The 24,928-nt window shown below is 62.0% G+C and carries 22 protein-coding genes; 10 read left to right on the forward strand and 12 right to left on the reverse strand.

Annotated features, from left to right (window positions below):
* Positions 1-9: 9 nt before the first annotated feature.
* From AC3WQS_RS21660 to AC3WQS_RS21675, 4 genes are all read right to left on the reverse strand, one after another.
* Positions 10-1,443, reverse strand: coding sequence for a phytoene desaturase family protein (locus AC3WQS_RS21660; RefSeq protein ID WP_283307936.1), 1,434 nt, complete (start codon positions 1,441-1,443; stop codon positions 10-12).
* Entirely contained in the window at positions 1,440-3,287 is a 1,848-nt protein-coding gene (locus tag AC3WQS_RS21665; protein ID WP_317830306.1) for a DUF3556 domain-containing protein, read from the reverse strand. Before AC3WQS_RS21665 ends, AC3WQS_RS21660 begins: the two co-directional genes overlap by 4 nt.
* A gap of 85 nt (positions 3,288-3,372) precedes the next feature.
* A complete protein-coding gene (locus AC3WQS_RS21670; protein WP_492711750.1) occupies positions 3,373-4,845 on the reverse strand; it encodes a class I adenylate-forming enzyme family protein in 1,473 nt (490 codons plus the stop codon).
* Between the two features lie 132 nt (positions 4,846-4,977).
* The gene (locus AC3WQS_RS21675; RefSeq protein ID WP_020909504.1) at positions 4,978-5,871 is read right to left on the reverse strand and encodes a LysR family transcriptional regulator ArgP; all 894 of its coding nucleotides are present in this window, start codon (positions 5,869-5,871) and stop codon (positions 4,978-4,980) included.
* A gap of 75 nt (positions 5,872-5,946) precedes the next feature.
* Here AC3WQS_RS21675 and AC3WQS_RS21680 point away from each other — a divergent pair, with 75 nt between their 5' ends.
* The 3 genes from AC3WQS_RS21680 (at position 5,947) to AC3WQS_RS21690 (ending at position 8,315) form a co-directional block, all read left to right on the forward strand.
* Positions 5,947-6,567, forward strand: coding sequence for a LysE/ArgO family amino acid transporter (locus AC3WQS_RS21680; RefSeq protein WP_020971145.1), 621 nt, complete (start codon positions 5,947-5,949; stop codon positions 6,565-6,567).
* Positions 6,568-6,680: 113 nt separating this feature from the next.
* Positions 6,681-8,003 (forward strand): ClC family H(+)/Cl(-) exchange transporter, encoded by a 1,323-nt coding sequence (locus AC3WQS_RS21685; protein ID WP_492711924.1) that lies wholly within the window; start codon positions 6,681-6,683, stop codon positions 8,001-8,003.
* Positions 8,004-8,075: 72 nt separating this feature from the next.
* Positions 8,076-8,315: a hypothetical protein gene (locus tag AC3WQS_RS21690; RefSeq protein WP_492711926.1), complete on the forward strand. Its 240-nt coding sequence runs from the start codon at positions 8,076-8,078 to the stop codon at positions 8,313-8,315.
* 29 nt (positions 8,316-8,344) lie between these two features.
* Here AC3WQS_RS21690 and AC3WQS_RS21695 read toward each other — a convergent pair whose 3' ends face one another.
* From AC3WQS_RS21695 to AC3WQS_RS21705, 3 genes are all read right to left on the reverse strand, one after another.
* Positions 8,345-9,532 carry a 4-hydroxybenzoate 3-monooxygenase gene (locus tag AC3WQS_RS21695; RefSeq protein ID WP_046379489.1) on the reverse strand — a complete coding sequence of 396 codons (1,188 nt, stop codon included), beginning with the start codon at positions 9,530-9,532 and terminating at the stop codon, positions 8,345-8,347.
* Between the two features lie 99 nt (positions 9,533-9,631).
* Entirely contained in the window at positions 9,632-10,384 is a 753-nt protein-coding gene (locus AC3WQS_RS21700) for an IclR family transcriptional regulator (RefSeq protein ID WP_019745792.1), read from the reverse strand.
* A gap of 79 nt (positions 10,385-10,463) precedes the next feature.
* Positions 10,464-11,831 carry an NAD(P)/FAD-dependent oxidoreductase gene (locus AC3WQS_RS21705; RefSeq protein WP_019745793.1) on the reverse strand — a complete coding sequence of 456 codons (1,368 nt, stop codon included), beginning with the start codon at positions 11,829-11,831 and terminating at the stop codon, positions 10,464-10,466.
* A gap of 123 nt (positions 11,832-11,954) precedes the next feature.
* On the opposite strand from AC3WQS_RS21705, the gene AC3WQS_RS21710 reads away from it, so the two are divergent.
* The 5 genes from AC3WQS_RS21710 (at position 11,955) to AC3WQS_RS21730 (ending at position 17,108) form a co-directional block, all read left to right on the forward strand.
* Positions 11,955-12,845 (forward strand): LysR family transcriptional regulator, encoded by an 891-nt coding sequence (locus AC3WQS_RS21710; RefSeq protein ID WP_003943104.1) that lies wholly within the window; start codon positions 11,955-11,957, stop codon positions 12,843-12,845.
* A 92-nt stretch (positions 12,846-12,937) separates the two neighbouring features.
* On the forward strand, positions 12,938-14,401 hold the full coding sequence (locus tag AC3WQS_RS21715) for a benzaldehyde dehydrogenase (RefSeq protein WP_020971149.1): 1,464 nt from the start codon (positions 12,938-12,940) through the stop codon (positions 14,399-14,401).
* 132 nt (positions 14,402-14,533) lie between these two features.
* On the forward strand, positions 14,534-16,051 hold the full coding sequence (locus AC3WQS_RS21720; protein ID WP_030243841.1) for an MFS transporter: 1,518 nt from the start codon (positions 14,534-14,536) through the stop codon (positions 16,049-16,051).
* A 45-nt stretch (positions 16,052-16,096) separates the two neighbouring features.
* Positions 16,097-16,444, forward strand: a complete 348-nt coding sequence (locus AC3WQS_RS21725; RefSeq protein ID WP_019745797.1) for a hypothetical protein — start codon at positions 16,097-16,099, stop codon at positions 16,442-16,444.
* Positions 16,437-17,108, forward strand: a complete 672-nt coding sequence (locus tag AC3WQS_RS21730; RefSeq protein WP_387403454.1) for a Dabb family protein — start codon at positions 16,437-16,439, stop codon at positions 17,106-17,108. The genes AC3WQS_RS21725 and AC3WQS_RS21730 overlap by 8 nt, the downstream gene beginning before the upstream one ends.
* Here AC3WQS_RS21730 and AC3WQS_RS21735 read toward each other — a convergent pair.
* Positions 17,091-18,020, reverse strand: a complete 930-nt coding sequence (locus AC3WQS_RS21735; protein WP_031330713.1) for an alpha/beta hydrolase — start codon at positions 18,018-18,020, stop codon at positions 17,091-17,093. The two genes, AC3WQS_RS21730 and AC3WQS_RS21735, sit on opposite strands and share 18 nt — an antisense overlap.
* A gap of 175 nt (positions 18,021-18,195) precedes the next feature.
* Positions 18,196-19,281 carry a TerC family protein gene (locus tag AC3WQS_RS21740; RefSeq protein WP_019745800.1) on the reverse strand — a complete coding sequence of 362 codons (1,086 nt, stop codon included), beginning with the start codon at positions 19,279-19,281 and terminating at the stop codon, positions 18,196-18,198.
* A gap of 225 nt (positions 19,282-19,506) precedes the next feature.
* Between AC3WQS_RS21740 and AC3WQS_RS21745 the strand changes: the two genes are divergently transcribed.
* Positions 19,507-19,854, forward strand: a complete 348-nt coding sequence (locus AC3WQS_RS21745; RefSeq protein WP_020909514.1) for a hypothetical protein — start codon at positions 19,507-19,509, stop codon at positions 19,852-19,854.
* 4 nt (positions 19,855-19,858) lie between these two features.
* On the opposite strand, the gene AC3WQS_RS21750 is transcribed toward AC3WQS_RS21745, so the two are convergent.
* Positions 19,859-21,091 carry a PucR family transcriptional regulator gene (locus tag AC3WQS_RS21750; RefSeq protein ID WP_492711752.1) on the reverse strand — a complete coding sequence of 411 codons (1,233 nt, stop codon included), beginning with the start codon at positions 21,089-21,091 and terminating at the stop codon, positions 19,859-19,861.
* A 171-nt stretch (positions 21,092-21,262) separates the two neighbouring features.
* Here AC3WQS_RS21750 and AC3WQS_RS21755 point away from each other — a divergent pair, with 171 nt between their 5' ends.
* Positions 21,263-22,090, forward strand: a complete 828-nt coding sequence (locus AC3WQS_RS21755; RefSeq protein ID WP_019745803.1) for an SDR family oxidoreductase — start codon at positions 21,263-21,265, stop codon at positions 22,088-22,090.
* On the opposite strand, the gene AC3WQS_RS21760 is transcribed toward AC3WQS_RS21755, so the two are convergent.
* Positions 22,091-23,302: a PucR family transcriptional regulator gene (locus AC3WQS_RS21760; RefSeq protein ID WP_492711755.1), complete on the reverse strand. Its 1,212-nt coding sequence runs from the start codon at positions 23,300-23,302 to the stop codon at positions 22,091-22,093.
* 37 nt (positions 23,303-23,339) lie between these two features.
* On the reverse strand, positions 23,340-24,893 hold the full coding sequence (gene scpC, locus AC3WQS_RS21765) for a succinyl-CoA:acetate CoA-transferase ScpC (protein WP_019745805.1): 1,554 nt from the start codon (positions 24,891-24,893) through the stop codon (positions 23,340-23,342).
* Between the last annotated feature and the right edge of the window lie 35 nt (positions 24,894-24,928).

Consider the following 24,928-nt stretch of genomic DNA (forward strand, 5'->3'; position numbering starts at 1 on the left):
ATGGACTACTCACAGAACTTCCGCACCCTTTCGTCGCAGGTACTTCAGAGCCGATTCGGCCGCGTTGTACCCGCACATTCCATGTGCTCCGGCACCCGGCGGGGTCGAGGCCGAGCACAGGTAAGTGCCCGCGATCCCCGTGCTGTACGGATCGACTGCCACGCGCGGACGCAAGACAACCTGCAGTTCGGTGTTGGCACCTCCGATGATGTCGCCGCCTACCTGATTCGGATTGTCTTGTGCCAGGTCAGCTGTACCACTGCTCGTTGTCGCGACGATCTGATCCCGGAATCCTGGCGCAAACCTCTCGATCTGACGAATGATCGCCTCTGTAGCGTCGCCGGCATATCCGTGTGGCACGTGCGCATAGGCGTACAGCGGATGAACGTTCCCGGCGGATCGGGTGGGATCAGCCAGGTATTGCTGACCGAGGAGCACGAACGGCCGGTCCGGCATGCGGCCTGAATTCGTCTCACGCTCAGCGGCCACGATTTCGTCGAAACCACCTGCCAGATGGACAGTTCCGGCCCGAGCGCAATCCGGATTGGTCCACGGCACATGACCTTCGATCGCAAAATCGACCTTGAACGCTCCGGGAGCCTGCTTGAACTTTCGATAGGCTCTCGCCACTCGGCCCGGGAGTCGATCGCCCAGGATTTCGAGCGCACCCCCCGGATTGACATCTAGCAGAACAACATCGGCGTCCGGAATCTCGGAGGCCGTGCGAACCCGAATGCCGGTGTCGATCTTGCCGCCGTGATCGAGGAGCATCGCGGCCATGGCGTCGGTGATCGAACGCGAACCTCCCTCGGCAACCGGCCAACCGTAGCGGTGACCAGCAGCAGTGATCATCAATCCCACCGCCGAGGTGGCCGGACGGTTGAGTGGATAGAAGGCGTGCGCGGCAACCCCGCCGAACAGCGCCTTCCCTTTGTCGGTCTTCCACAACTTCGCGGTCACGGTTGCCGGAAGCAGCGCTCGCGGACCGAAAGCTGCGAGCCGCAGCGGATGCCGCGGGACATTGACGATCGGGCGCATCAGGTCGGACGCCAATGCATCGAATCCCGTCGACAAGTCACCGAACATGCGTTGCCATCGAGGTCCGTCCGCGCCGAGTCCCGCCGCCGTCTGCTCCAGCGAGCGGTACAGAACACCGGCGTCCCCGTTGTCGAGCGGATGCGCGCAGTCCACCTCTGCCCATCTCCAGATCAGCCCGTATCGCTCGAGGTCCAGCTTTGACAGGTACGGCGAGCCGATACCCATCGGGTGAAACGCCGAGCAGTGATCGTGAATCAACCCCGGCACGTCGATCGGACCGGAGCGGGTGCCTCCGCCGATCTGGTCGGCAGCCTCGAGCACCTGCACGTCCACACCGCTACGTGCGAGGTGTACCGCGGCAGCGAGCCCATTGGGCCCGCTGCCGACGACTACGGCCTTTGTCACTTACTCACCTCTTGCTCGCTACCGCTGGCCCTCGTACGCATCTTCGGCTCGGAGACAACCTGCGGATCTGTTGCCGCGCGGTCGGCCCGTACGTCCAGTGTCCACTGAACGTCGAACGGAATGGGCCCGTTCGGCAACCACGGTTGTTCGGCAACTGCGTCGGCGACCTTGAAAGTACCTCGTTCGATGACGCCGAGAGCTGCGTCGATCACCTGGTACTCCTGCGTTCCCTTGTGGATGGGCTGCGATTCGATCCAGGTCACCAGGAACTCGCCGGGCGCGAAATTGCAGCGACGCTGAATGGCGGCGATCAACTTCGCATCGTGCAGGTGCCCGTCACCGAAGTTGAAGGCGACGATGGAGTTGCACATGAACTCGGCTTCCCGCAGCGAGTACGTGTTGATGTCGTCGCCGAGGTGCCTGATCATCAGTGAGAACAGTGCACGCCCCTGGCTGTGCATGGAACGCCAGCCCAACAGCTGATGCAGAACGACATCGGACACATCTTCGGGGTACATCGTCATCAACTGATTACGCGTATCCGGCGACGGACGCTTGATGTACTGGTCGATCTTTGCTTCGGCGCCCGGCGCGAATGCCCACGTCGCAGATGCCCAGTTGCCGGCGTACTGACGCATCGACGGCAGGAACGACACCAGATCGGGTCGAAGGTTTCCGAGAATGGGGAAGAAAGCAAGGGCTGCAATAATTCCCGCTGTGATCCAGGGTGAAGACATGGCGCCGAGGCCGTAGCCGTCCCACGCCGGGAAGCCCAGGAACAGGAAGACCGAGGCGTAAGCGAACAGAAGATTCCATTCCAGCGGAACGGCCAGCGGGAAGGTCGACGCGATGAAGAGATGGAATCCGACCATGAGGATCACGGCGAGGATGGTGAGTGTCTTGTTCGTCGAGAACAGCAGTATCAACGGGGTGACGATTTCGACCATCGTTCCGGCCACGTGTGCGACCCCGCCGCCGAGGTGCGAGGGCCGCAGATCCTCCGGGAAATTCCGGTAGTGCGCACGTTTGATCTTCTTCGACGGGATCCACGGCGTATTGCTGAGCATCGGGGGGACCACCAGCGAGAAGTGACGGCCGAACTTCGAGACACCGGCACCGATCCACACCATGACGATCAGCAGTTTGAGCGCCAGAATCATGTCGACGAAGGGCAGGAACGTGAAGAAGAAGATCGCCGGCAGGTACTGCTCACTACGGGCAGCGATGAAGGGCACCTTGTCCCGCAACCCGAGAATCACCATGAGCACGAGGAAGGAGTACAAGACCGTCGGGCGTACCAGTCCGGCATTGTCGGCGATTGCCGAATCGATTCCTGTGGTGTGAACGCCGGGAAGAACCGCGGCAACAAGAAGATTGGCGACTACGGCGACATAGATGAAGACGTCGAACACCGTGCGGGTGTCACCCGAGGTGAGCGGCACCTTGCCCGGCCACGGTGGAAGGCGAATCGTGCCGGGGCGGATCCAGTAGAGAACTCCACCGGTCATCGGTTTGAAGTGGCCGGCCAATGGACCCCAAGACCCTGCCAGGCCCAGGATTTCGAGCATCATGGTCCAGATGATGAGTTTCTGGTAGACGATCGGCTGGTTCCACCATGATCCGATGTCGAACCACGAGAGGCCGGAAGTCAAAGTGGCAACGGCTGTTCCAGCTGCCAGGTAGAGGAACAACAGTTTCATGATGTAGACGGTGTGGACCATCTTCGGTGTACCGAAGCCGTAATCCACCCAGTGCGTGGACATGTCACGCAGACGCTCGAGAAACGGCTTGTCCATGAAGGTTGCCGGATCGACGGGAGGGAAGTTTCCTTCTTTGAATCCCATGATGTGCTCCTGAAATACGGAATGTGGGCATGACGGATCGACTCGACGCACGTAGTCGAGTTGTGCTGGTATTACGGGGAAGGGACTAGTGAGCGGGAGTTGCGCTCAAAGCTCGTCTCATTCCGGGTTTGTCGATCTTGCCCACCGGGTTTCGGGGAAGCGTATCGACGACGTAGATCGCCACTGGCACCTTTACTCGGGTGAGCAAGGCCGTGACATGTTCGAGCAGTTCGCCTTCGGTGACGGGCGCGTCGGGGTAGGCAACGACATAGGCAACTGGCACCTCTCCGTAGACCTGGTGCGGAGCGCCGATGACGGCGGCCTCGAGCACGGAAGGATGTGTGGCGAGCGAATTTTCGATCTCCTTGGGGTAGATGTTCTCGCCCCCACGGATGATCATGTCCTTGATGCGATCGACCAGGGTCAGGTAGCCGTCTTCGTCGAGGACCCCGACGTCGCCGGTATGCAACCAACCATCCTTGACGGTCTTCGCGGTCTCCTCCGGCTTGCCCAGATAGCCACGCATCACGTTGCCGCCCTTGATGACCACCTCTCCGGCAATTCCGACGGGAGCAAAGGTTCCGTCCTCGGCAAGAATGGCAATCTGCTGGCCGGGCAACGCCGGGCCGACCGTACCCAGTTTGCGCAGGCCCTCCACAGGATTACAGGCCGACGCACAGGTCCCCTCGGTGAGTCCGTAACCCTCCACGATCACGAAACCGAAACGCTGCTCCGCGCGTTCGAGGAGTTCCTTGCTGATCGGCGCCGCACCGCACACGGCAAACCTCAAGGACGACGTGTTGATCGAGGCGTCTTCCGGCTGCGAGGTCAGCATCGCGTAGATTGCCGGCACCGCCGAGAAATACGTGGGGCGAAGCCGCGCAACGTCGTCGAAGAATCTCGAAACCGAGAACTTCCCGGTGACACTCACCTGTCCGCCGACAAGCAAGGGCGTCAGGACGCTGACGCAGATCGCGTTGACATGGAACAACGGCAGAATCAGCAGGCAGTGATCCGCGCCGGTAACACCGATGTTCTTGCCCATCGACGAAGCCATGAACTGCAGGTTGGAATGCGTGAGCATCACTCCCTTGGGCCGTCCAGTGGAGCCGCTGGTGTAGATGAGCAACGCCAGATCGTCTGCTGCAAAATCGATTCCGGGTCGGGGATCGGTCGGCGGCACTGTCGCCAGATCGTCGACGACCAACACCGCACGGCCACCCGAGGGCGCATCGGCAGTAGCGGTGATGACCAACTCGGCCCCGGAGTCCGCGATCTGGTAATCCGCTTCGTTCGCGGTGAACATCGGATTGATGGGCGTAGCTGCAGCACCGATGCGCCAGGCAGCCATGATCGCGATCAGCAACTCGGCGCGATTGGGCAGCATGATCGCCACCACGTCACCGAGTCCGATTCCGAGTCCGGCCAATTGCGCGGCAACAGCTTCCGTACGATCTGCGAACTCTTCATACGTGAGTTCGACGTGGTCGTCCCGCAGGCACGGCTTCTTCCCGTACTTCTCCGCAAGATCCCAAGCCAGATATCCGATGTCCGCCACGAGAGTCAGCACCTTTCATTCGTGTGTGACTCAAAACACTATCGGCGTCCTGTGGCCGAAGAAACGGTCTCAGGGGATCAACTTATCCAGGTTCTTTGTTCCCTGAGCACAACGCCGCAAGGGCGGCGAACATCAGATCGAGGGCTGATGCAACACTTCGTGGGCACGTCGGGTCACCACTTCGGAGATCCGGCGCAAGACGGGTGACGACAGTTTCCACTGCTGCCAGTACAGCGGAACGTCATCCACGAAGTCCGGATCGAATCCGATCAGCACTCCGCCGCGATCGTCTTCGCCGCACTGCAGGTCCGGTATCAACCCCCACCCGTATCCCCGTCTGACGGCGTCCGCGAAGTCTGCCGATGACGGAACAAGATGGCGAGGCGGATCTGCCGGGTGGCCGACCTTTTGATCGAGGTACCGATCCTGCAGCAGATCCTTGCGATTGAACACCACCAGCGGTGCCTCCGAAAGGGATTCGGCCGTGACACCATCTGCGAACCAGCGACGGCAGAACTCTGCGCTCGCCATCGGCCGATACCGCATGATGCCCAACCGACTGGAGGTACACCCTTGAATCGGTGACGCAACCGACGTGACGGCAGCCATGACCGAACCGTCGCGCAGCAGTTCGGTGGTGTGGTCTTGATCGTCGAGATGAAAATCGAAACTGACTTCTTGCGTGAACTCCGCGAGGGCCCCGAGAACCCAAGTGGACAGCGAATCGGCATTAACCGCGATCGAGACGCGGGCGAAGGTGTTCGAACCGTTTTCCAAACCGAGTTCTCGCACGGTGTCACGCGACAGTGCGTCTATCTGACGGGCAAGACGCAGGACTTCTCTCCCGGAATCGGTGACCTGGATGGGTTTGGTGCGCTGCACCAGGATCCGGCCAACTGAGGTCTCGAGAGCTTTGATTCGTTGGCTGACCGCCGAAGGCGTGATGTGCAGCTTCCGCGCCGCCGCCTCGAAGGTTCCCTCGTCGACCGCAGCGTGCAATGCCCTCAGTTGCTCGAAATCCAACATAATCTGAAGCTACTCTGATGCGGCCTAAGAATCATTAGCTGGACTGAATGAAATCTGAGCGGCAGGCTCGACAACATGCTCAGCACCAACGACCCTGCGTCGGCCCTCGTCGGTTTCGGAGTCGGACTGTCATTGATCGTCGCAATCGGCGCCCAGAATGCGTTTGTTCTTCGCCAAGGTCTGACGCGATCGCACGTACTCCCGATCGTCGCAGTGTGCGCGTTGTCAGACGCAATTCTGATCCTTGCAGGCATCAGCGGAATCGGGACCCTCCTCGAACACGCACCGTCGCTGATCACGTTCGTTCGTATCGCCGGTGCGGTCTTCCTCCTCAGCTATGCAATCTTCGCCGCCAAGCGGGCGCTTCGACCCCAGACGCTGGCGCCGGATCAGCACGGCAACGGTTCGAGGCTGGCCGCCGTCACGATGGCATTGGCTCTCACCTGGCTCAATCCACACGTTTACCTCGACACCGTGGTGCTCATGGGTTCAATTGCCAACGGTCGCGGCGAAATCGGACGTTGGTGGTTTGCGGCCGGTGCCATCACCGCGAGTGTGGTCTGGTTCAGCGCCCTCGGTTACGGCGCACGTCTGCTGACGCCGCTTTTTGCGAAACCCAACGCCTGGCGGATTCTCGACGCTCTGATCGCCGTGATGATGGCGGTTCTCGGAATCAGCCTGCTTGTCGAATTGTGACTCGGCTGCACAACCTCGATCCGACACTGCGGTATCGGGATGGGTTACCGTCCAAGGTGAGCAAGCTCAATTCACCTGTCGCGAGTTGTGACCATCAGGTAGGGCTGATCACGATGACCGAGGACGACGGCGGCACCGAACCGCGTGACTCCAACCGCGGACTGAGTTTGCTGTGCCTTCTCGCTGCGGTCGCCGGCGTCGGGGTCGGATTTGTCGGCGGCGCGTTCCGTTGGTGTCTGATCAGGGCCGACGAACTCCGTCGGACGATCGTGAATTGGGCGCATCACGTTCCGTACGTCGGGTGGCTCGTGCCGGTCGTCCTGGTGGCCTTGTGCACCGTGCTGGCCGTACTGATCGTCAGACGAGTCCCCCTCGCAAAGGGAAGCGGCATCCAGCACGTCGAGGCGGTGTCCCGCGGCGAAGCGAAACCGCCGGGAATCAATCTCGTGCCTGCCAGATTCATCGGCGGCCTCTTGGCGATCGGCTCCGGTCTGGTTCTCGGCCGCGAGGGCCCCACCGTACACATGGGTGCGGCGATCGGGGCAGAAGCGGGACGGCGGGCCCGCCTTGCCGAACCGGACGTCGCCATGCTGCAAACATCCACGGCCGGAGCAGGACTCGCCGTCGCGTTCAACGCGCCGATCGCCGGGGCACTGTTCGTCTGCGAGGAGGTGACGCACTCATTTCGGCTGCGCACCGTGCTGCCAACACTTTTCGGTGTTTCGGTCGCGGTGGGCTGTGCACGACTTGTCATCGGTGACCAACCCGATTTCGAGGTCGGCACCGTCCCGACGCCTCAACTCGCACTCTTGCCACTGTTTGTCGTCTTCGGAATCCTCACGGGGCTACTCGGTATCGCCTACAACCGCTTGATTCTGGGTCTACTCGACGCCGTTGCACGACTCGACAGGATCCCGCCGACTGTCATCGGCGCAACGATCGGCGCCACCATCGGCCTGACGCTGTTCCTCGACCCGCTGGCCAGTGGGGGCGGCGACGTTCTTGAACAGATGATCGTCGGCGGAAGGACCTTCGTACTGCCGATCCTGCTGCTGTACTTGGCGGTTCGGTTCTTCACTGGCCCGCTCTCGTATGCCGCTGGAACCCCCGGCGGACTGTTCGCTCCCTTACTTGCACTCGGCGCACTCTGGGGGTCGATCTTCACCGGACTGTCGAGCTTCGTGCCCGGAGTGGACGCCGGGCTCACGGTCACCATGGCCACCATCGGCATGGCTGCCTTCTTCGGCGCTGTAGTGCGCGCACCGTTCACCGGCATCGTGATCGTGGTCGAGATGACAGCGGTGACGTCGACGCTAATTCCGATGCTCGCTGCCACTGCGGCAGCGGTATTCGTCGCCACCGCGGCAGGGTCGGCACCTATCTACGACAGTCTCCGAGAACGGATGTTGGAAACTCGACACCCACCTCTGCGATGATCACGATCGACATCGTACCCGACCAATGCGTAGGCAGAGGAGCATTCATGACCCCACAAAGTCTTCACCGAGATAGGCGCGTCGGGTAGCGTCTGGGACCTACCGTCGACCGTTGAATCACTGCGAAACGAACCCATCGACAGCGACGGCATCGAAGTTCACAACTTGACCGGTCGCATCATCGACGACGGATACGTCCTGACACAGTGGGATTCACTCCGTGGCGTGCGTCGAGCGCGGCGCACATCCCTGTGGCGCCGCGCCCCGGCCGGATGGCGACTGGTACACCATCAAGGCACCCCGCTCCACTGATTACGCACCGCAAAATCTGCGACAACTCTCTAGATCAAGGGTGTTCCGACGTAGTTCTCGGCGATCAGCGTTCGTCCGGCGACCGAACGCGTGACCATGTCCAACTCGGCCAGTTGACGGCGATGCCCGAAACCGCTGTCGTCTGGCAAGCGATGGAGCATCGACGACATCCACCACGAGAAGTGCTGCGTCCGCCACACACGCGGCAGCACCGTTTCGGTGTACCCGTCCAACATCTTTCGGTCGGACGAGGTGAAGAAACTGTCCATTGCCTTCGCCAGAGCGTAGACGTCGGCGATCGCGAGATTCATACCCTTCGCACCGGTCGGCGGCACGGTGTGCGCCGCATCGCCGGCAAGAAACAGGTTGCCGTGCTGCATCGGTTCGCATACGAAGCTGCGGAACTGAAGGATCGATTTCTGAAAGATCCTGCCGTCCTTGATCTCTGCTCCGTCGCCGTCGACGCGCATGTGCAGCTCGTCCCAGATTCTATCGTCGGACCAGTTGTCCACGGAGTCGTCCGGATCGACCTGAAGATAATGACGCTGAACCTCGGGGGTCCGCGTGCTGATCAGTGCAAACCCACGCTCATGGTTGGCGTAGATCAATTCTTCCGATGACGGCGGAGCCTCGGCCAGGATGCCGAACCACGCGAAGGGATACTGGCGGAAATGATCCGTTCGGATCGACGGTTCGGGAATCAGCTTTCGCGTTTGCGTACGTGATCCGTCGCAACCGGCCACCAGGGCGCACTCGAGCTTCTGGTCGTTTCCGTCCGAGTCGACAAAAGTGATGCTCGGGCGATCCGATTCGTGATCGTGCACTTTCGCGTCGGACACTCCGAACCGAATGTCCCCGCCGTCAGCGAGACGTCGCGCGATCAGATCCTTGAGCACCTCGTGCTGCGGATACACCGTGACGGCGCGCCCGTCGGTCAATTCGTCGAACGCAATTCGGTGCCCTCGCCCGCCGAATCGCAGCTCGATTCCGTGATGTTCGAGGCCCTCCCGCTTCAGTCGATCACCGAGTCCGGTCTCGACCATGAGATCAACCGTGTTCTGTTCGAGCACGCCGGCACGAATGGTGCCTTCTACCTCTTCACGGGTGCGACATTCCAGGACTACCGAATCGATTCCCTTCAGATGCAACAGATGCGAGAGCATCAACCCGGCGGGACCACCACCGACGATTCCGACCTGGGTGCGCGAAGAAGACATACAGAGAACTCCTGAGGTGAGTGACGATTGAGACCACCATCGACCACGATCACTCCCCTGAACAGCTGTAATTTCACTCAGTGAAAGACCGAATACGAGCTATCCAAGTCCGCCGCCACCAAGCCCGCGTGAAATTCCACGGGCGGCCGCGACCAAGGCCGGCAGTAATGGAGCCGGATCCTGCTCCACCGGAACAACTGTCGAGACCGCTGCGACGACATTGCCGCCGGCTTCGCGGACCGGAGCGGCGACGGCAAGGGTTCCGACGTTCAGATACTCACGGCAGACGACAAATCCGGTGCGTCTGATCTCGTCGAGAGTTGCTCGCAAAATCCGCTCGGACGTAATGGTTTTGGGAGTGAACGACTCGAGACCGGCCTGGAGGACGTCGTCGAGAAGCTCGGTTCCGCCGTGCGCGAGGAGAATCAATCCACCGCTGGACGCGTGCAACGGCAATCTTCCCCCGGCCCGACCGACAACGGTGACAGCACTACGCGAGGACAAGCGCTCGAGGTACAGCGCCTCGGTACCCTCACGAACGACCAACTGCACATTCTCCCGGGTGACCTCGTACAGGTCCTCGAGGAACGGCAACGCCACCTGCCGCAGGCCGTGAGCGCCGGGAGCAAGAGCGCCGATCTCCCACAACCGCACTCCGACCTGGTACTTGCCGTCACTCCGACGCTCGAGTGCGCCCTCAGCCACCAACTGCCCACACAGCCGATGAACGGTGGGCAGAGGTAAACCGCTGCGACGACTGATCTCCGACTGCGTCAACCGCGGCGATTTCGCGTCGAAGGCACCGAGCACGATAAATGCCCGGCCGATCAACGAACGGTCGCCTGATGCCATTCACACAGTGTGACAGGGCAGTGCCACTAAGAATCCACTGTGACTGGCATCAGGCGAAACGTGTTCAGGCGGTGCGGAGCTACGCGGAGTGCGCCAATTCCGGTTCGCGTTCGGTCACCGGCGGCGCGGCCTCGATCTTCATCGGTTCCTGCGCGTAGTGGAAGTGCGGACGACGGTGACCGATGAACGAACCGAACCACGACATCACAGCGACGTACCGGTTGCGGAAGCCCACCAGATACATCACGTGCACGGCCAGCCACATGAACCAGGCGATCGTGCCCTTGAACTCGACCTTGCGGACGCGACATACAGCGCTGAATCGGCTGATGATCGACATGCTGCCCTTGTCGAAGTACTTGAAAGGCGTTCCGGCCTTGACCTTTCCGTTCACAGTCTTCGCGGCGTGACGGCCACCCTGCATCGCAACGGGCGACTGACCGGGCAGACCGTTGAGCGAAGTCATGTCGCCGATGGCAAAGACGTTGGCGAACCCGCCGACGGTCAAGTCCGGATTGATGAGCAGACGACCTGCGCGGTCACTCTCACAACCGGTTGCCTCTCCGAGCACTGCGGCGAAGTCGTTGGCGCGTACACCGGCCGACCAGATGACGGTCTCGGCGTCGATGCGCTTCTCTTCCTTGGTCTTTGCCGAAGAAACGGTGACACCGTGCTCGTCGATGGCGGTGACCATGGTGTTGAGGACTACCTCGACACCCGACTTCTCGAGCGAGGCCTGCGTGTACTCACTGAGCTTGCCGCCGAAGGCCGGAAGCGCAACGCCGGCGCCCTCGACCATGGTGACCGTGACCTCGTCGGCACTGATGTTGTTGATGGCCTTCGCAAAGTAGCGACGCGCCAGTTCCTTGATCTGTCCGGCGAGCTCGACGCCGGTCGCGCCGGCACCCACGACAACGAAGCTCAGCAGGTTACGGCGAACCAGCGCGTCGTTGGTGGTGTGCGCTTCCTCGAAGCAACGCAGGATCTGCTTACGCAGTACCTCGGCGTCCTCGACGGTCTTGAGCTTGTAGGTGACCTTTTCGAACTCGTCATGACCGAAGTACGCCTGCGTGGCACCGGTGGCTGCGATGAGCGAGCGGTACCCGAGCGTGTGGCGGGTGCCCGAGGCTTCGTAGACGACGGTGTTCTCTTCGGCGTTGACCTCGACGACGCGGCCGAGGCGGACGTCGGCGTTGGGGTACTTCTGCAGGATCGTGCGGATGGGCGGAGCAACTTCGCCGGCCGACAGGACACCCGTCGCCACCTGGTAGAGCAGCGGCTGGAAGAGGTGCTCGGTGGTGGCGGAGATGAGAACGAACGGCGTCTTGGACTTCGCGAGGGTCTTGGCCGCGGCGAGGGCTCCGAATCCCGAACCGACGATCACAACCTGAGTCTTCTCGTGTCCAGTCGCGTCGATGTCGGCGCGACCCGCAGCTGTTCTATCCACAACGAACTCCTCAACCAAATTGAAAGTATGACTATTACGGTATGGACTGATCATGGGTCGGGTCCAGCTAGCTGGAGTATTCGCAAGACTGTTATCTCGATTGCTCATAAGTAAGCTGTCCTCATGGACTTCCGCCAACTCAAGTACTTTCTCGTCGTGAGCGAGGAACTGAGCTTCAGTCGCGCCGCCGAACGCTGCTTCATCTCGCAGTCGGCGATCAGCCATCAGGTCGCACGGCTGGAGAAGGAGCTCGGGGCGACACTCTTCGAGCGCTCGACCCGGGCGGTTCGCCTGGCCCCGGCAGGATCGCGACTGGTTCCCATCGCGCAGCAAGTCCTCAGTCTCGAAACGATGGCGTACTCCGTCGCACGAGACCCGAGAGCCCGGATCCGAATCACGGGAAACATGAGCTTTGCCGCTCAGACGCTGGACGCCATCGCACACGTGCGCGAACTTCATCCGGACCTGGACGTCGAGTTCGTCATCAAGAGCTTTGCCCACCGCATGGATGCTGTGGCCTCCGGTGACGCGGACATCGCCCTGATTCGCGGCGGCGTCGACCGCCCCGGACTCGAACCCTTGGACCTCGGCGTCGAAGATCTGCTGGTCGTCATGTCGAGCCGACACCCCCTAGCCGGCCAGCAAAGCGTCGACCTCAATGATCTGGCCGCATATCCCCTGCTCCTGCCGCCGCGCCAAAGTCAGGTGCTCATTCACAAGGTGGTCGAGGACGCATTCCGCGAGATCGATCGACGCGTCCAACTGGGCCCCGCAATCCCGAGCGATCACACAGCCACACTGGACGTGATCACCAACCCGCGCGCCTGGACCCTGCTCTATTCGATCACCGCAGGCGAATCTCCGCGCGCTGGAATCAGCTTCATGCGAGAATCGCACGGCCGCTTGCGCATTCCCGTCTCGGGTGTGACCCGCAGCGGCGCTACCCACTCCACCGAGTTCGCCGATCTGATCCAAGCACTCAAGGACGCCATGAATCCGTCTTTCACTGAGTGAAAGTGTGATGGCGATCGACCCCCTCACAGAGCAACGTGGTGGGCAACCATGTGATGCGGCGCGCGGTTGCATCCCTTTACCGAGGAGCGGCCATGACGCGTTTGCTGAGCGAACCTGTGTGGGAATCGAAGATCTTCGACGGCGAATGGGTTCGCGGTAGCGCCGACGATCGTATTGTCGTCGAGCCGGCCACCGGCAAGCAGTTGACGACGGTCGGCATGGCAACACCCGACGACGTGGCGGCCGCTGCAACAAAAGCTACTGCAGCTCAGAAGAATTGGGCGGCAAGGCCATACACTGAACGAGCCGCCGTTCTACGCCGCGCCGGTCAACTGTTCGAGCAGTACGCCGACGAAATCGGCGAATGGGTAATCCGCGAGGCCGGCAGCATCCCGGCCAAGGCCGGGCTGGAAACCCATACCGCTGCCGAAGAGTGCTACAACGCAGCAGCTTTGGCCGCACACCCTGTCGGAGAGGTTCTGCGCTCGGAGCAACCTCGGCTGAGCTTCTCTCGTCGCGTACCCGTCGGAACCGTCGGCGTCATCGCGCCGTTCAACTTCCCCATCATTTTGTCGATCCGTGCAGTCGCTCCCGCACTGGCGCTGGGCAATTCGGTGATCCTCAAGCCTGACCCGCGCACGGCGATCTGCGGCGGTGTGGTTCTCGCTCGCATCTTCGAAGAAGCAGGCTTGCCCGCCGGAGTGTTCAGCATGCTGCCGGGCGGCGCTGACGCCGGTGAGGCAATCGTGGTTCATCCGAGCGTTCGCGTCATCGCATTCACCGGGTCGACCCGAGCTGGACGCGCGGTCGGCGAACTGGCGGGCCGCTATCTCAAGCGCGCTCATCTTGAACTCGGCGGCAACAATGCGCTGATCGTCATGGATGACGTCGACCTCGAAAAGGCGGCATCTGTCGGCGCTTTCGGATCGTTCATGCACCAGGGACAGATCTGCATGACCACCGGCCGCCAACTGGTCCACGAAAGTATCGCCGCCGACTACACCGCACTCCTTGCCGAACACGCCGACAAGCTTCCGGTAGGCGACCCGTTCACCGGTCAGGTCGCACTCGGACCCATCATCGACGCCAAACAACGCGACCACATCCACTCTCTGGTCAACGGAAGCATCGCGGCCGGAGCAAAACTGGCTGCCGGCGGCACCTACGAGGATCTCTTCTACCGGCCCACCGTGCTAGCCGACACCCCACTGACCGCGCCGGCCTTCGCCGACGAGGTCTTCGGGCCGGTCGCACCGGTGACCTCCTTCGCCACCGTCGAACAAGCCGTCGCCATAGCCAACGATTCCGAGTACGGATTGTCGCTGGGCATTCTGACCTCCGACGCCATGCGCGGACTCGAACTCGCCCAACAGATTCCCACCGGCCTGGTCCACATCAACGATCAGACGGTCGGCGACGAAGCCGTCATCCCGTTCGGCGGCATGGCGTCTTCGGGTAACGGCGGCCGTGTCGGCGGTATCGGTGCAAACCTCGATGCCTTCACGGAAACACAATGGGTGACGGCGCAAAGTGCACTCCCGGTATACCCCTTCTAGAACGAATTCACAGGGCACGTCCCACTCGGTCGCTGACCAGCATTGACGGGATCGATCTCGCGGACTTACCATCCAGAGAAAATTACTTCGCCACATTAAGCATTTTCTCTTGTTGTTCCCGAGAAGGACCCGTTGACGAACACAGTTACGACGAGCAGTGCCGCGAGCCCCAGCGCTACGCCAACTGCCACCGATTCCCCGGACCAGTCCGTAGCAAGATCGCCGCGCCGGGAGGCCGTGATCATCGGCGCTTTGAGCCTGGCAGCGATGATCGTCTCGATGATGCAGACGCTGCCGGTTCCGATCCTGGGACGGATTCAGTCCGACCTCGGAGCCTCGTCCGCCGGCGTCAGTTGGGTGACGACGGCGACCCTGCTTTCCGCTGCCGTCTTCACTCCCCTGCTGGGACGCTACGGCGATCAGCACGGCAAGAAGCGCACCTTGGTCGGCGTCCTCGTCGTCATGGTGATCGGTTCGATTGTCGCGGCATTGGCGCACAATCTGCCACTGCTGATCCTCGGCCGTGTACTCCAGGGAACAGCCACCGCGATCTTCCCTCTCGCACTCTCGGTCTTGCGCGAAGAGATACGACCACAGAAGCTTCCCGGCGCCATGGCCCTGGTCAGCGGAACTCTCGCGTTCGGCAGCGGTCTCGCCCTCGTGGCCACCGGTCTGCTCACATCGGCTCCGGATGCCGACTACCGCAACGCCTTCTGGATGGCCACCGGATTCGCAGTGCTGGCCTTGATTGCCGTCGCCACGCTGGTCCCGCCCACCACGCACAAAAGCGGTGGGCGCGTGGACCTCATCGGTGCGCTGAGTCTGGGCGCGGCACTACTTCTGCTTCTTCTGGCGATTTCTCAAGGCCACCAATGGGGGTGGTTGTCGCCCTTGACCGTCGGTGTTTTCGTGGCCTCGATCGTGATGTTCGCAGTCTGGGTGTGGATCGAGAAGATCGTCGACGAGCCGCTTGTCGACATGCGGATGTTCGTCCACCGCCCGGTGATGATGGCAAATCTTGCCGGCGTCGTGGTGGGCTTCGGCATGTTCGCGAACTTCCTCGGGATCTCGTATCTCGCACAACTTCCCCGCGATCTCACCGGATACGGCTTCGACGCGAGCATTCTGCGTGCGTCGGTCGAATTCCTGCTGCCTGGCGCGATAGTTTCGCTGATCGCCGCCCCGATCGGCGGTCGTCTCATCAGACTCCGTGGGCCGCGATTCGTTCTGGGACTCACTGCGATCCTGGGCGCGGTGCCGTTTGCGTGGCTCGCGTTCGATCACACCCACACCGCGTCGGTCATCGGTGCGGGCATGGTGATCGGCGCCGCCCTGAGCCTCGGCTATGCAGCCATGCCCGCCATCATCATGTCCAATGTGCCGCATCATCAGAGCGGCATCGCCAACGGCATCAACTCGATCTCACGTTCCACCGGTAGCGCCATCGGCAGCGCAGTAGTGACAACGATTCTGGCGTCGATGACAATCGCGAACCTCCCCGAAGGGGTTCCGGCGATGCCAAGCGAATCTGCCTTCACCGTCACGTTCGCGACCGCGGGCGTTGCCTTCGTTCTGGTGGGACTTGTGGGGTGGCTGGGGCTGCGACCGGCACGCTCCCCTTCCGCTTCCGAACAACCTCCCGCTGCGTGAGATCGGCAGTACCGCAGAGACTTAGACGGAACGTAGCCTGCGCACATGGCAGGTGAGACTCTCTACGTGATCGACCGGATCGTCACGAATCCCGGATGCGGGCAGAAGTTCGTCGACGAATGGCGTGCCGGCTACCTGCCGAACGCCCGGCGACGCAGCCTGACCCTCGACAACATACTTGTCAGTCCGCCGTTGTGGTCCGAGTACGAACCCAACGTCGTGACTATCACGTGGACCGTCGACGGAGCCTCCGGTTGGTGGGCAATGACTCGTCTGAGTCGCGGCGACACCACGCTTCGGCAGTGGTGGGATGCCATGGAACCACTCATCTGCGAACGTAGCCGCACCATGGCGGCTGCTGCCGACGACGTCGAGGCACTGGCCGATGTATAACGTCACGAGGGTTGTTTTTGCTGCCGACAGCACGGACTCGGACGGCTGGGCGAATGCGGTGAACACCATTGCGGCAGTGGCAGAATCGTCGGGCGCAGTTCGCCATCTCGTCACCGCTACTCTGCCCGGCGCCATCAACGGCGGAGATCTGATCGTTTATCTTCAGTTCGCGAATGAAGCCTCGTGGCGGGCCAATAGCGATTCCGTCGACGCCGAACTTCACCACGATGCCATCGAACGCTTTCACGGCGCCGAGTACGTTTCCGGAACCGAGGGTCGCTCGCGCGCCACGGGCCCGAACGGGGTGTATCGAGCGTTGCTGATTCGCGTTGAACCCACTACCTCCGAGGACGAAATCGAACGCTTCGAAAGCGACTTGCTGAAGATGCCCGGGCATATCTCCTCGATCGCTGCCTGGCGACTCAGTCGGGTGAGTGCGGCGACCGGCGCAACACCTGCATGTGACGAAGCACCGTGGACCCATGTGTGGGAGCAGGAGTTCACCGACCTCGAATCACTGCAGACCCAATACCTCGATCATCCGATCCACTGGGGCGTCGTTGATCGATGGTTCGATCCCGAATGCACCGAAGTCATTGTGCGCGAAAGAATCTGCCATACCTTCGGCGAACTGGGTGACGAGATCCTATCGAGCGGCGGCTGATACCTCGCGGATCATCGCCCAAACTTTCTGGCGTGCCGGCTCTGTGAGCGACAATGACGGAATCGTGAGGAACCCGTGAAACAACCCGTCGAAGCGATGATGCTGCACGGGGACGCCGGCCGAGGCAAGCAGTTTCGCGTACTCGTCACCGGACGAGCACGGCGGATCCAGCTCGGCTGTCACGACAACAGCCGCGGGAAGATCAGCGAACGACTCTGTCCGAGTGGGTATCACCCGCACGTCATCTCGGCGTTCGGGAGCATATTGGTCCCAGTACCACTTCATGGCCGTGGTCGTGTTGTAGTGGTCGGTACCGTAGAGACGGTAGGACTCGGTGTCGAAATCGTCGTCGATCACCGGATAGATGAGAACCTGCGCCGCAACCGCCGGCCCCCCACGATCGCGGGCGGCGATGGCAACTGTCGCAGCAAGATTGCCGCCCGCGCTGTCGCCGGCAAGGACTATCTTGCTCGGGTCTGCGCCGTACTGTGCCGCGTGTTTCGCCGCCCACTCCAATGCGGCGTAGACGTCGTCGTGTGCTGCCGGCGCGGGGTGCTCAGGGGCCAGACGATAATCGACGGAGACGACGACGGCGCCAACCCCTTCTGCCATGGACCGGCAGAATTCGTCATGGCTGTCCAGGTCACAGAACACGAAGCCTCCGCCATGAGCGAAGACGACCAGCGGTATGGCGTCGGAGGAAGTGTGCGGGCGGTAGACGCGGATCGCCAGATCTCCACCGGGGCCCTCGATTGCGAGGTCTTCGACCGTACGCAAATCGGGAAGCCGCTCCAACGGGGCGCGTCGATTCCGAAGCAGAGCACGTAACTCCGACGGCTCGAAGCTGGTGACATCCGGAAATGCGGCGTTGAGCGTGGCCAGCATGGTGATGACTTCCGCGTGAATTGTCATGTGCACTCCTGATCTCGGACGTCGGGCATCCGCCAAGGTAGATCGCGCGCGGCCGAGTGAGAACACACCTTCCCGATCAGTGGTCTGTTTGGTTACGAGAAGTCGTGAGAAACGAAAAGGGAGACCACACCTCGTTGTGTGGTCTCCCTTTTCGATTAGTTCAGCCGATCAGGCGTCAGCTCCTACTGCGAGCATCCACCTTGTCGTCATCGTCGTCGTGCTCGCCGGCAGCAAGCGCGATGTCGGAAGACTCGACGCCCCCATTCGGGCCTGTCTTCTCGAGGTCGACCGGTGCATCACCGGACGCAACCTCTTCGGCCTCAGGCTCTTGCGGTAGCGGCTTCTTGAGGCTCAGGATGATCGAGCCTGCCAAGACCACGATGATCACCGCGAGGCTGACCAGCGAGGGGATCTCGGGGATCGACGTGCTGATCACCTTGTGGCTGGCCTGCATGATCAGCTTCACGCCGATGAAGGCGAGGATGATCGACAGACCCTTGGAGAGGTAGTGGAACTTCTCGAGCAGACCCGAGAGCAGGAAGTACAGGGCACGCAGACCCAGGATCGCAAACGCGTTACTGGAGTACACGATGAACGGGTCGTCGCTCACTGCCAGGACTGCCGGGACGCTGTCGACTGCGAACACGAGGTCGGCGGCTTCGATGGCGACGACGACGGCGAACAGCGGTGTTGCGACGCGCTTTCCGGCTTCCTTGACGAAGAACTTGGTTCCCGCGTACTCCTCGCGAACCGGCATGATCTTGCGCAGCAGGCGAACTGCCAGCGACGTACCCGGATCGAAGCTCTCGTCGTCGTCCTTGAGCAGCTTGTAAGCGCTGTAGAGCAGAATGGCGGCGAAGACGAACAGCACGGCCGTGAACTTGCTGACCACGGCAACGCCGGCAGCGAGGAAGATTCCGCGGAAGATCAGGGCGCCGATGACACCGAAGAACAGCACACGGTGCTGGTACTCACGGGGCACCTTGAAGTAACCGAAGATCAGGGCGAACACGAAGAGGTTGTCGACCGAGAGGCTCTTCTCCAACAGCCAGGCTGTTGTGAATTCGACGCCCGAGTTCACCCCCAAGGTCAGGGTGACAACCACCGCGAACACGAGAGACAAACCGACCCAGAGTGCACTCCACCAGGCCGCTTCCTTGAAGCCGATGACATGCGCGCCGCGGTGGGCGAGCAAGTCGATGAGCAACATGACGACGATGACTGCGGCGAACGCGGCCCACGCCCACATGGGAACGTTCATCGCTGACCACCTACCCGAATGGCACTGATGACTGCGGTCACGGGGAGCTCCTTCACTGGGTTCGGACGGCCGTCTCGCCGTCTTCTCCAGTGTTCCTTGCCGACTTCTATCCATCCCTGTCGAAATATCGACGACTTTTGTATCTAAAGTTGCCGAGATCATGCAATCTAAAGGTGTTGCATCCGAAACCGCCGTTGGAAGGCAACTTGTTCTAGCCTGGCAAACATGAGCACCTCGTTGTACTACTCCGCCGTCCGCTCCACACCGCTGACCGACGACGAGAAGGCCGAAGTCGACCGACTCATCGCCGTCCACAACGACGAATTTCCGTTCGACTACGAGGTCCTGGACCTCTACCCGTCGGATATCCCCAACACTCTGCTCAACGGCTCGACCAAGATCTCGAGCGATCCGACCGAGGTGATTCCGTCACTCGTCTACTGGTTCAACGCACTGACCGAACTCCGGCGAGCGGTGCCCGACGCCGACTGGGACGTTTCACTCGACGACACCCCCGCAGATTGGGATGACAACTCCGGCTACTCGCTCCCCGGACTCGATGACATGCAGTAGCGAATCACGGCGCCGGCGCGATGGTGGCTCCGTAGCTCTCCAGTGCGATGAGGGCCAACTCCGTCGGCAGCCGACGCTGGTCGACGCTGCGACCCAGTAGCTTTTCGGCCTGATCGAGTCGATACCGCACGGTGTTCTTGTGCAGGCCGAGGGCTGCGGCAGTAGCGGCCGCGGTGCAGTTGTTCTCGTAGTAGACCCGGACGGTGTCACGGATGCGCGTCGTGACGCCGTCCGCGCCGGCCAGGCCTTTCAGTTCCCGAGCCACCAACTCACGCAGTTCGCCCAGATCTTCGGTGAGCAGACAGGGAACCTGAACATCCTCGTAGACGGTGATACCCGGCGAGCCCCCGGAACGGACCGCCACGCGCTGCGCGGCGAGCGCCTCGCGATGACTGCGAGCGAATCCTTCCATTCCGTAACCGCTCGCTCCCACTGCAACGCGAAGATCCGAATGCCGGGCATCAACATGTGACGCCCACTCCTGGCCGTCGAAATGCGCGACCCACGACCACAGCTCACGCGCGCCCGAAGGCAAAGTCAGAACACGCTCGCCATTGGACTCGTCCACAAAGGTACGGGCGTACGAGTCCAACCGCGCCAATACGTCTGCAGCCGGGTCGGTGTCGTCCGTCCAGAGAACAAACGCCGTGTGGTGGCGCCGCATCGGATAGTCCAGGATCCGGGACGCTTCGTCGGAGTGAAGGGCTTCGCCCGCGACAATCGCGTGCACCGTCTCGGACCGACGCGCAAAAGCGCCGCGCGCCAAGCTCTCCCGCTCCTTCGCGTACGTCGCGACCAACAATTCGGTGGTCACTTCCAGCCATCTCATCGCCGAACCCCACACTCGAACCAGAAGTGCGCGTTTGAGTTCCGGACCTATCGGGAGTGCTTCTATCGACTCGTCGACGAAACCCAGCATCGCGAGGCGTCCGGTGCCGTAGATCTTGAGCAGGACCCGAAGATCCATACCGCGCCGAGCGACGGTGAGTGCAAGCGCAACCGACTCCGCCGGCGGCGTGACCTCTTGGGAACCGCCCGCGATCGCCGCCACGATGACGCGGAGCTGCGCCGCGGTGCTCGCATCCACATCGCGTCGTAGCTCCCGATCAGCCGCTACCTCGGGATTGGCCTCGGCAATGGCGTCGTCGATGCGTTGGACGAAACCGTCGATCACCTCCGGCTGGAGATAGATGGGTGCGAGATTCGCAATCCAGCCGTCCAACTCCGATGTTTCCATGGCGCCTCCCCGAATTGTGACTTAGTCATAAATCTATCGCCTTGGTTCGGCCAACAAGGCCTATCTACCCAACTTCAACTGGTCCACAATCACATCTCACTGCAGTTTCACGTCGCTGCAGATTTACGTCACTGCAATCCCATCCCTCTAGTTTTTGGAGACGCTCGCGATATGAACAAGCCTTTCGACGGTCAGGTAGTGGTCATCACCGGTGGCGCCAGGGGCATCGGATACGCCACCGCGAAACGGCTCATCAGCCTGGGCGCGAGGGTCGCGATCGGCGACATCGACGAAGCCACTCTCGCGCAGGCTGCAAAAGATTTGGGCATCCGTACGTTCGGGCGTCTCGACGTCACCGACCCCGCGTCGTTCTTCGACTTCCTCGACACCGTCGAAGGTGAACTCGGCCCGATCGACGTACTGGTCAACAATGCGGGCATCATGCCGGTCGGACGGATCGTCGACGAGGACGACACCGTGACCAGACGCATCATCGAGATCGACGTCCTCGGCGTGATCACGGGAACCAAACTCGCACTGCGACGGATGCTTCCACGCGGACGTGGACACGTCATCAACATCGCTTCGCTTGCCGGCGAACTCCCGTGCCCCGGTTTGTCGACGTACTGCGGCGCCAAGCATGCGGTGTTGGGCTTCACCGATTCTGTCCGCAAGGAAGTTCGTGGCACCGGAGTGAACGTCTCGTCCGTACTGCCGACGCTCACCAACACCCAACTCACTTCCGGGACTTCGGGAATGAAGGGTTTCCGTGAGGTTCAGCCGGAGGAAATCGCCGAAGCAATCGTCGGCTTGATCACCAAACCTCGACCACGCGTGCGCATTACGCGAGTGTCCGGACTGCTTGTCCAGGCACAGGGTTTCGTACCCCGACGGCCTTACGAGGCATTGAGCCGACTGTTCGGCGTCGAGACGCAGTTTCTCGGCGACGTCGACACCGCCGCCCGTGCTGCCTACGAGGAACGGGCGCGCACCAGCTGATCAGGCCAGCTCCGTGGCCGGCCAGTCGAGCAACTTCGCGCCCAACACGGCAGCGTGGAGCGCGAAGCTGTCGTTGGGGTCGTTGACGTTCTGGCCGGTGAGTTCACGGATACGGTCCAAGCGGTACGTGACCGCCCGGACCGACAAATGCAGGTCTCGGGCGGTCTTTGCCGTATTGCCGCCGGCGGAGAAGTATGCGAGCAGGGTGTCGATCATCGGCCCAGCGCCGCCACGCGCCTCGAGCAGCGGCGTGAGCAGGGTGTGGATCAGGTCGGTGACCGCCGGCCTGTCGTTGACCAGAACGCGGTAGACCAGCAGGTCACGAGCATCGATGATCGGTGCGGTCAACGACAGGCGCTGCGCCAGGTCCAGTGCGTCGAGCGCCTCCCGGTACGACGCCACGACGCCCGAAGCAGTGGTGCGAGGGCGCCCGACAGCGATCTGCCAGGTGCCGTCCAAAGCACGCCGCTGCAACTGAACTCGCCCGTCGTCATCGGTTCCCGGTCCGAGAGCCGACCGAATACCCGCCAGCACGTGGTCGACGGCATCACGGTCCGGCGCCGCGAAAACGACGACCAGTTTGCCGCTCTTGCTGGCAACCAACGCGTCGGCGTCACCCTTGCTGCCGAGCACGGCACGTTCGACGGCCCGCACCAAGGGATTGTCGTCGGCGAACTCGCGCGTCGCGGTCACGACCGCGACGGCATGCGGACCGCTGAGATGGAGCCCGAATCCCGAAGCACGACCTAACAATCCGACGACATCGGCTCCACCGGTCAACAGGTCGTCGACGAACTCACGGCGTGCCGATACCTGCGAGCGGACCAGAGAACGCCTGGCCAACTGAAATCCTTCGGCCAGTTCGGCGACGGCATCGTCGACGGCGCGGAGCATGACTTCGCCGGCCGAGACGACGGCAGTCGGATCCGATTGTGCCGCAATAACAGCGGGGAGCTCACTCCACAGGCGCCAAGCCGAGGAGAGATAAAGATCGAGCAAGGCTCGCAGGGCAACACCCTGCTGCGCCGCTTCTTCACCACGGGCGCGGAAACGATGCAGCTGACGACGCTGCAGCGGTTTTCCTTCACAGACAGCATCGCTGAGCACGTCCAGGAAATCACCCAGCAACTCGACGGGTAGGCCACCGGCGTCGTCCGCCCCTGCCGCGGCAACCCGGCGGATGGCGTCGTCAGGTACCCCGGTTCGGCTCACCCTCGCATTCTCTCACTGTCAGCGGAATTGCCCGGCGTCAGGAAAGGCGCATCGAACCCGTGTCGATGTACCGCTGATGGAACGAGAATGCCTCGCCCAGGATGTGCGGCGTCTGCCCCGCGCCCGGCTGAGCGTCGGCGCGAGCGATGTAATCGCGGAGCAGTGGCCGGAACTCCGGGTGAGCACAGTTGTCGACGATCAGGCGCGCGCGTCGCCGCGGAGACAGACCGCGCAGATCGGCCAACCCCTGCTCGGTGACCAACACCTGCGTGTCGTGCTCGGTGTGGTCGACGTGCGGAACCATCGGCACGATCGCCGAGATCTCACCCCCGCGGGCCGTCGACGGACTCAAGAACATGGACACGTAGCCGTTACGAGCGAAGTCTCCCGAGCCGCCGATTCCGTTCATGATCTTCGTCCCCATGACGTGCGTCGAGTTCACGTTGCCGTAGATGTCGGCCTCGAGCATGCCGTTCATGGCGATGATTCCGAGTCTGCGCACCACCTCTGGGTGGTTGCTGATTTCCTGCGGGCGGAGCGTGATGTGGTTGCGGTAGAAGTCGATGTTCGCGGTCAGTTCTTCGATGCCCTCGTCGGTGAGCGCCAAGGCCGTCGACGACGCATGCGCGACGGTTCCGTCCTTGATCAGCTTGAGCATCCCGTCCTGGATGACCTCGGAGTAGCAGGTCAGGCCGCGGTACGGCCCCCGATCGAGACCGCCGAGGACCGCATTGGCAACATTGCCGATGCCTGCCTGCAGCGGAAGCAAGGTATCCGCCGGCATCCGTCCGGCGCGCACCTCGAAGTCGAAGAATTCCAGGACGTGGCCGGCGATCGCCTCACTGACGGCGTCGGGTGCAGTGAGAGGGCTCGCGCTGTCTCGGCAGTCGGTCTCGACAACGGCCACAACCTTCGCGGGATCCACTCGGAATGTCGTCTGGCCGATCCGGTCTTCGACGCGGGTGATCTCGAGAGGCTTGCGATGCGGCGGCAACGCGGTGCCGTAGTAGACGTCGTGGATGCCTTCCATCGCCTCGGGCACCCAGGAGTTGACTTCGAGAATGACCTTGTCTGCGACGTCGAGCCACGTCTTGTTGTTGCCGATCGACGCGGAGGGAATCAGTTCACCTGATTCGGTGATACCGGCGACTTCGACGACCGCGACGTCGACGTTGCCGTAGTAGCCCTCCCACACCTGCTGAGCAACGTGGGAGAGATGGATGTCGACGTAGTCCATGCGACCGTCGTTGATGCGGCGACGCGCGGTGGCCTCGGACTGATACGGCATACGCAGCGCGATTCCGTCGACCTCGGCGAGCAGCCTTTCGGTCTCGGTGGACACCGAAGCACCGGTCAGGAGATTGATCGTGAAGTTCGATCCGTTGCCGCGGGTGTGGTGAATGCGCTCGGCCAGTGCCGGAATGATCACCTTGGGAGTACCGGCGCTTGCGAAACCGCTGATCGCGACCGTGTCGCCGGGGTGAATGAACTTCACAGCGTCGGACGCGGGCATCACCTTCGACGCAAAGGCTGTGGCGCGGATGCGGCTGGAGGTGGCTTTGTGTCCGGTCTCACCGAAAGATGAACTCACGCCACCAGGATAAACAGGGCACATCGGAGCGATTT

This window comes from Rhodococcus sp. FW305-130 (genome assembly GCF_058788335.1).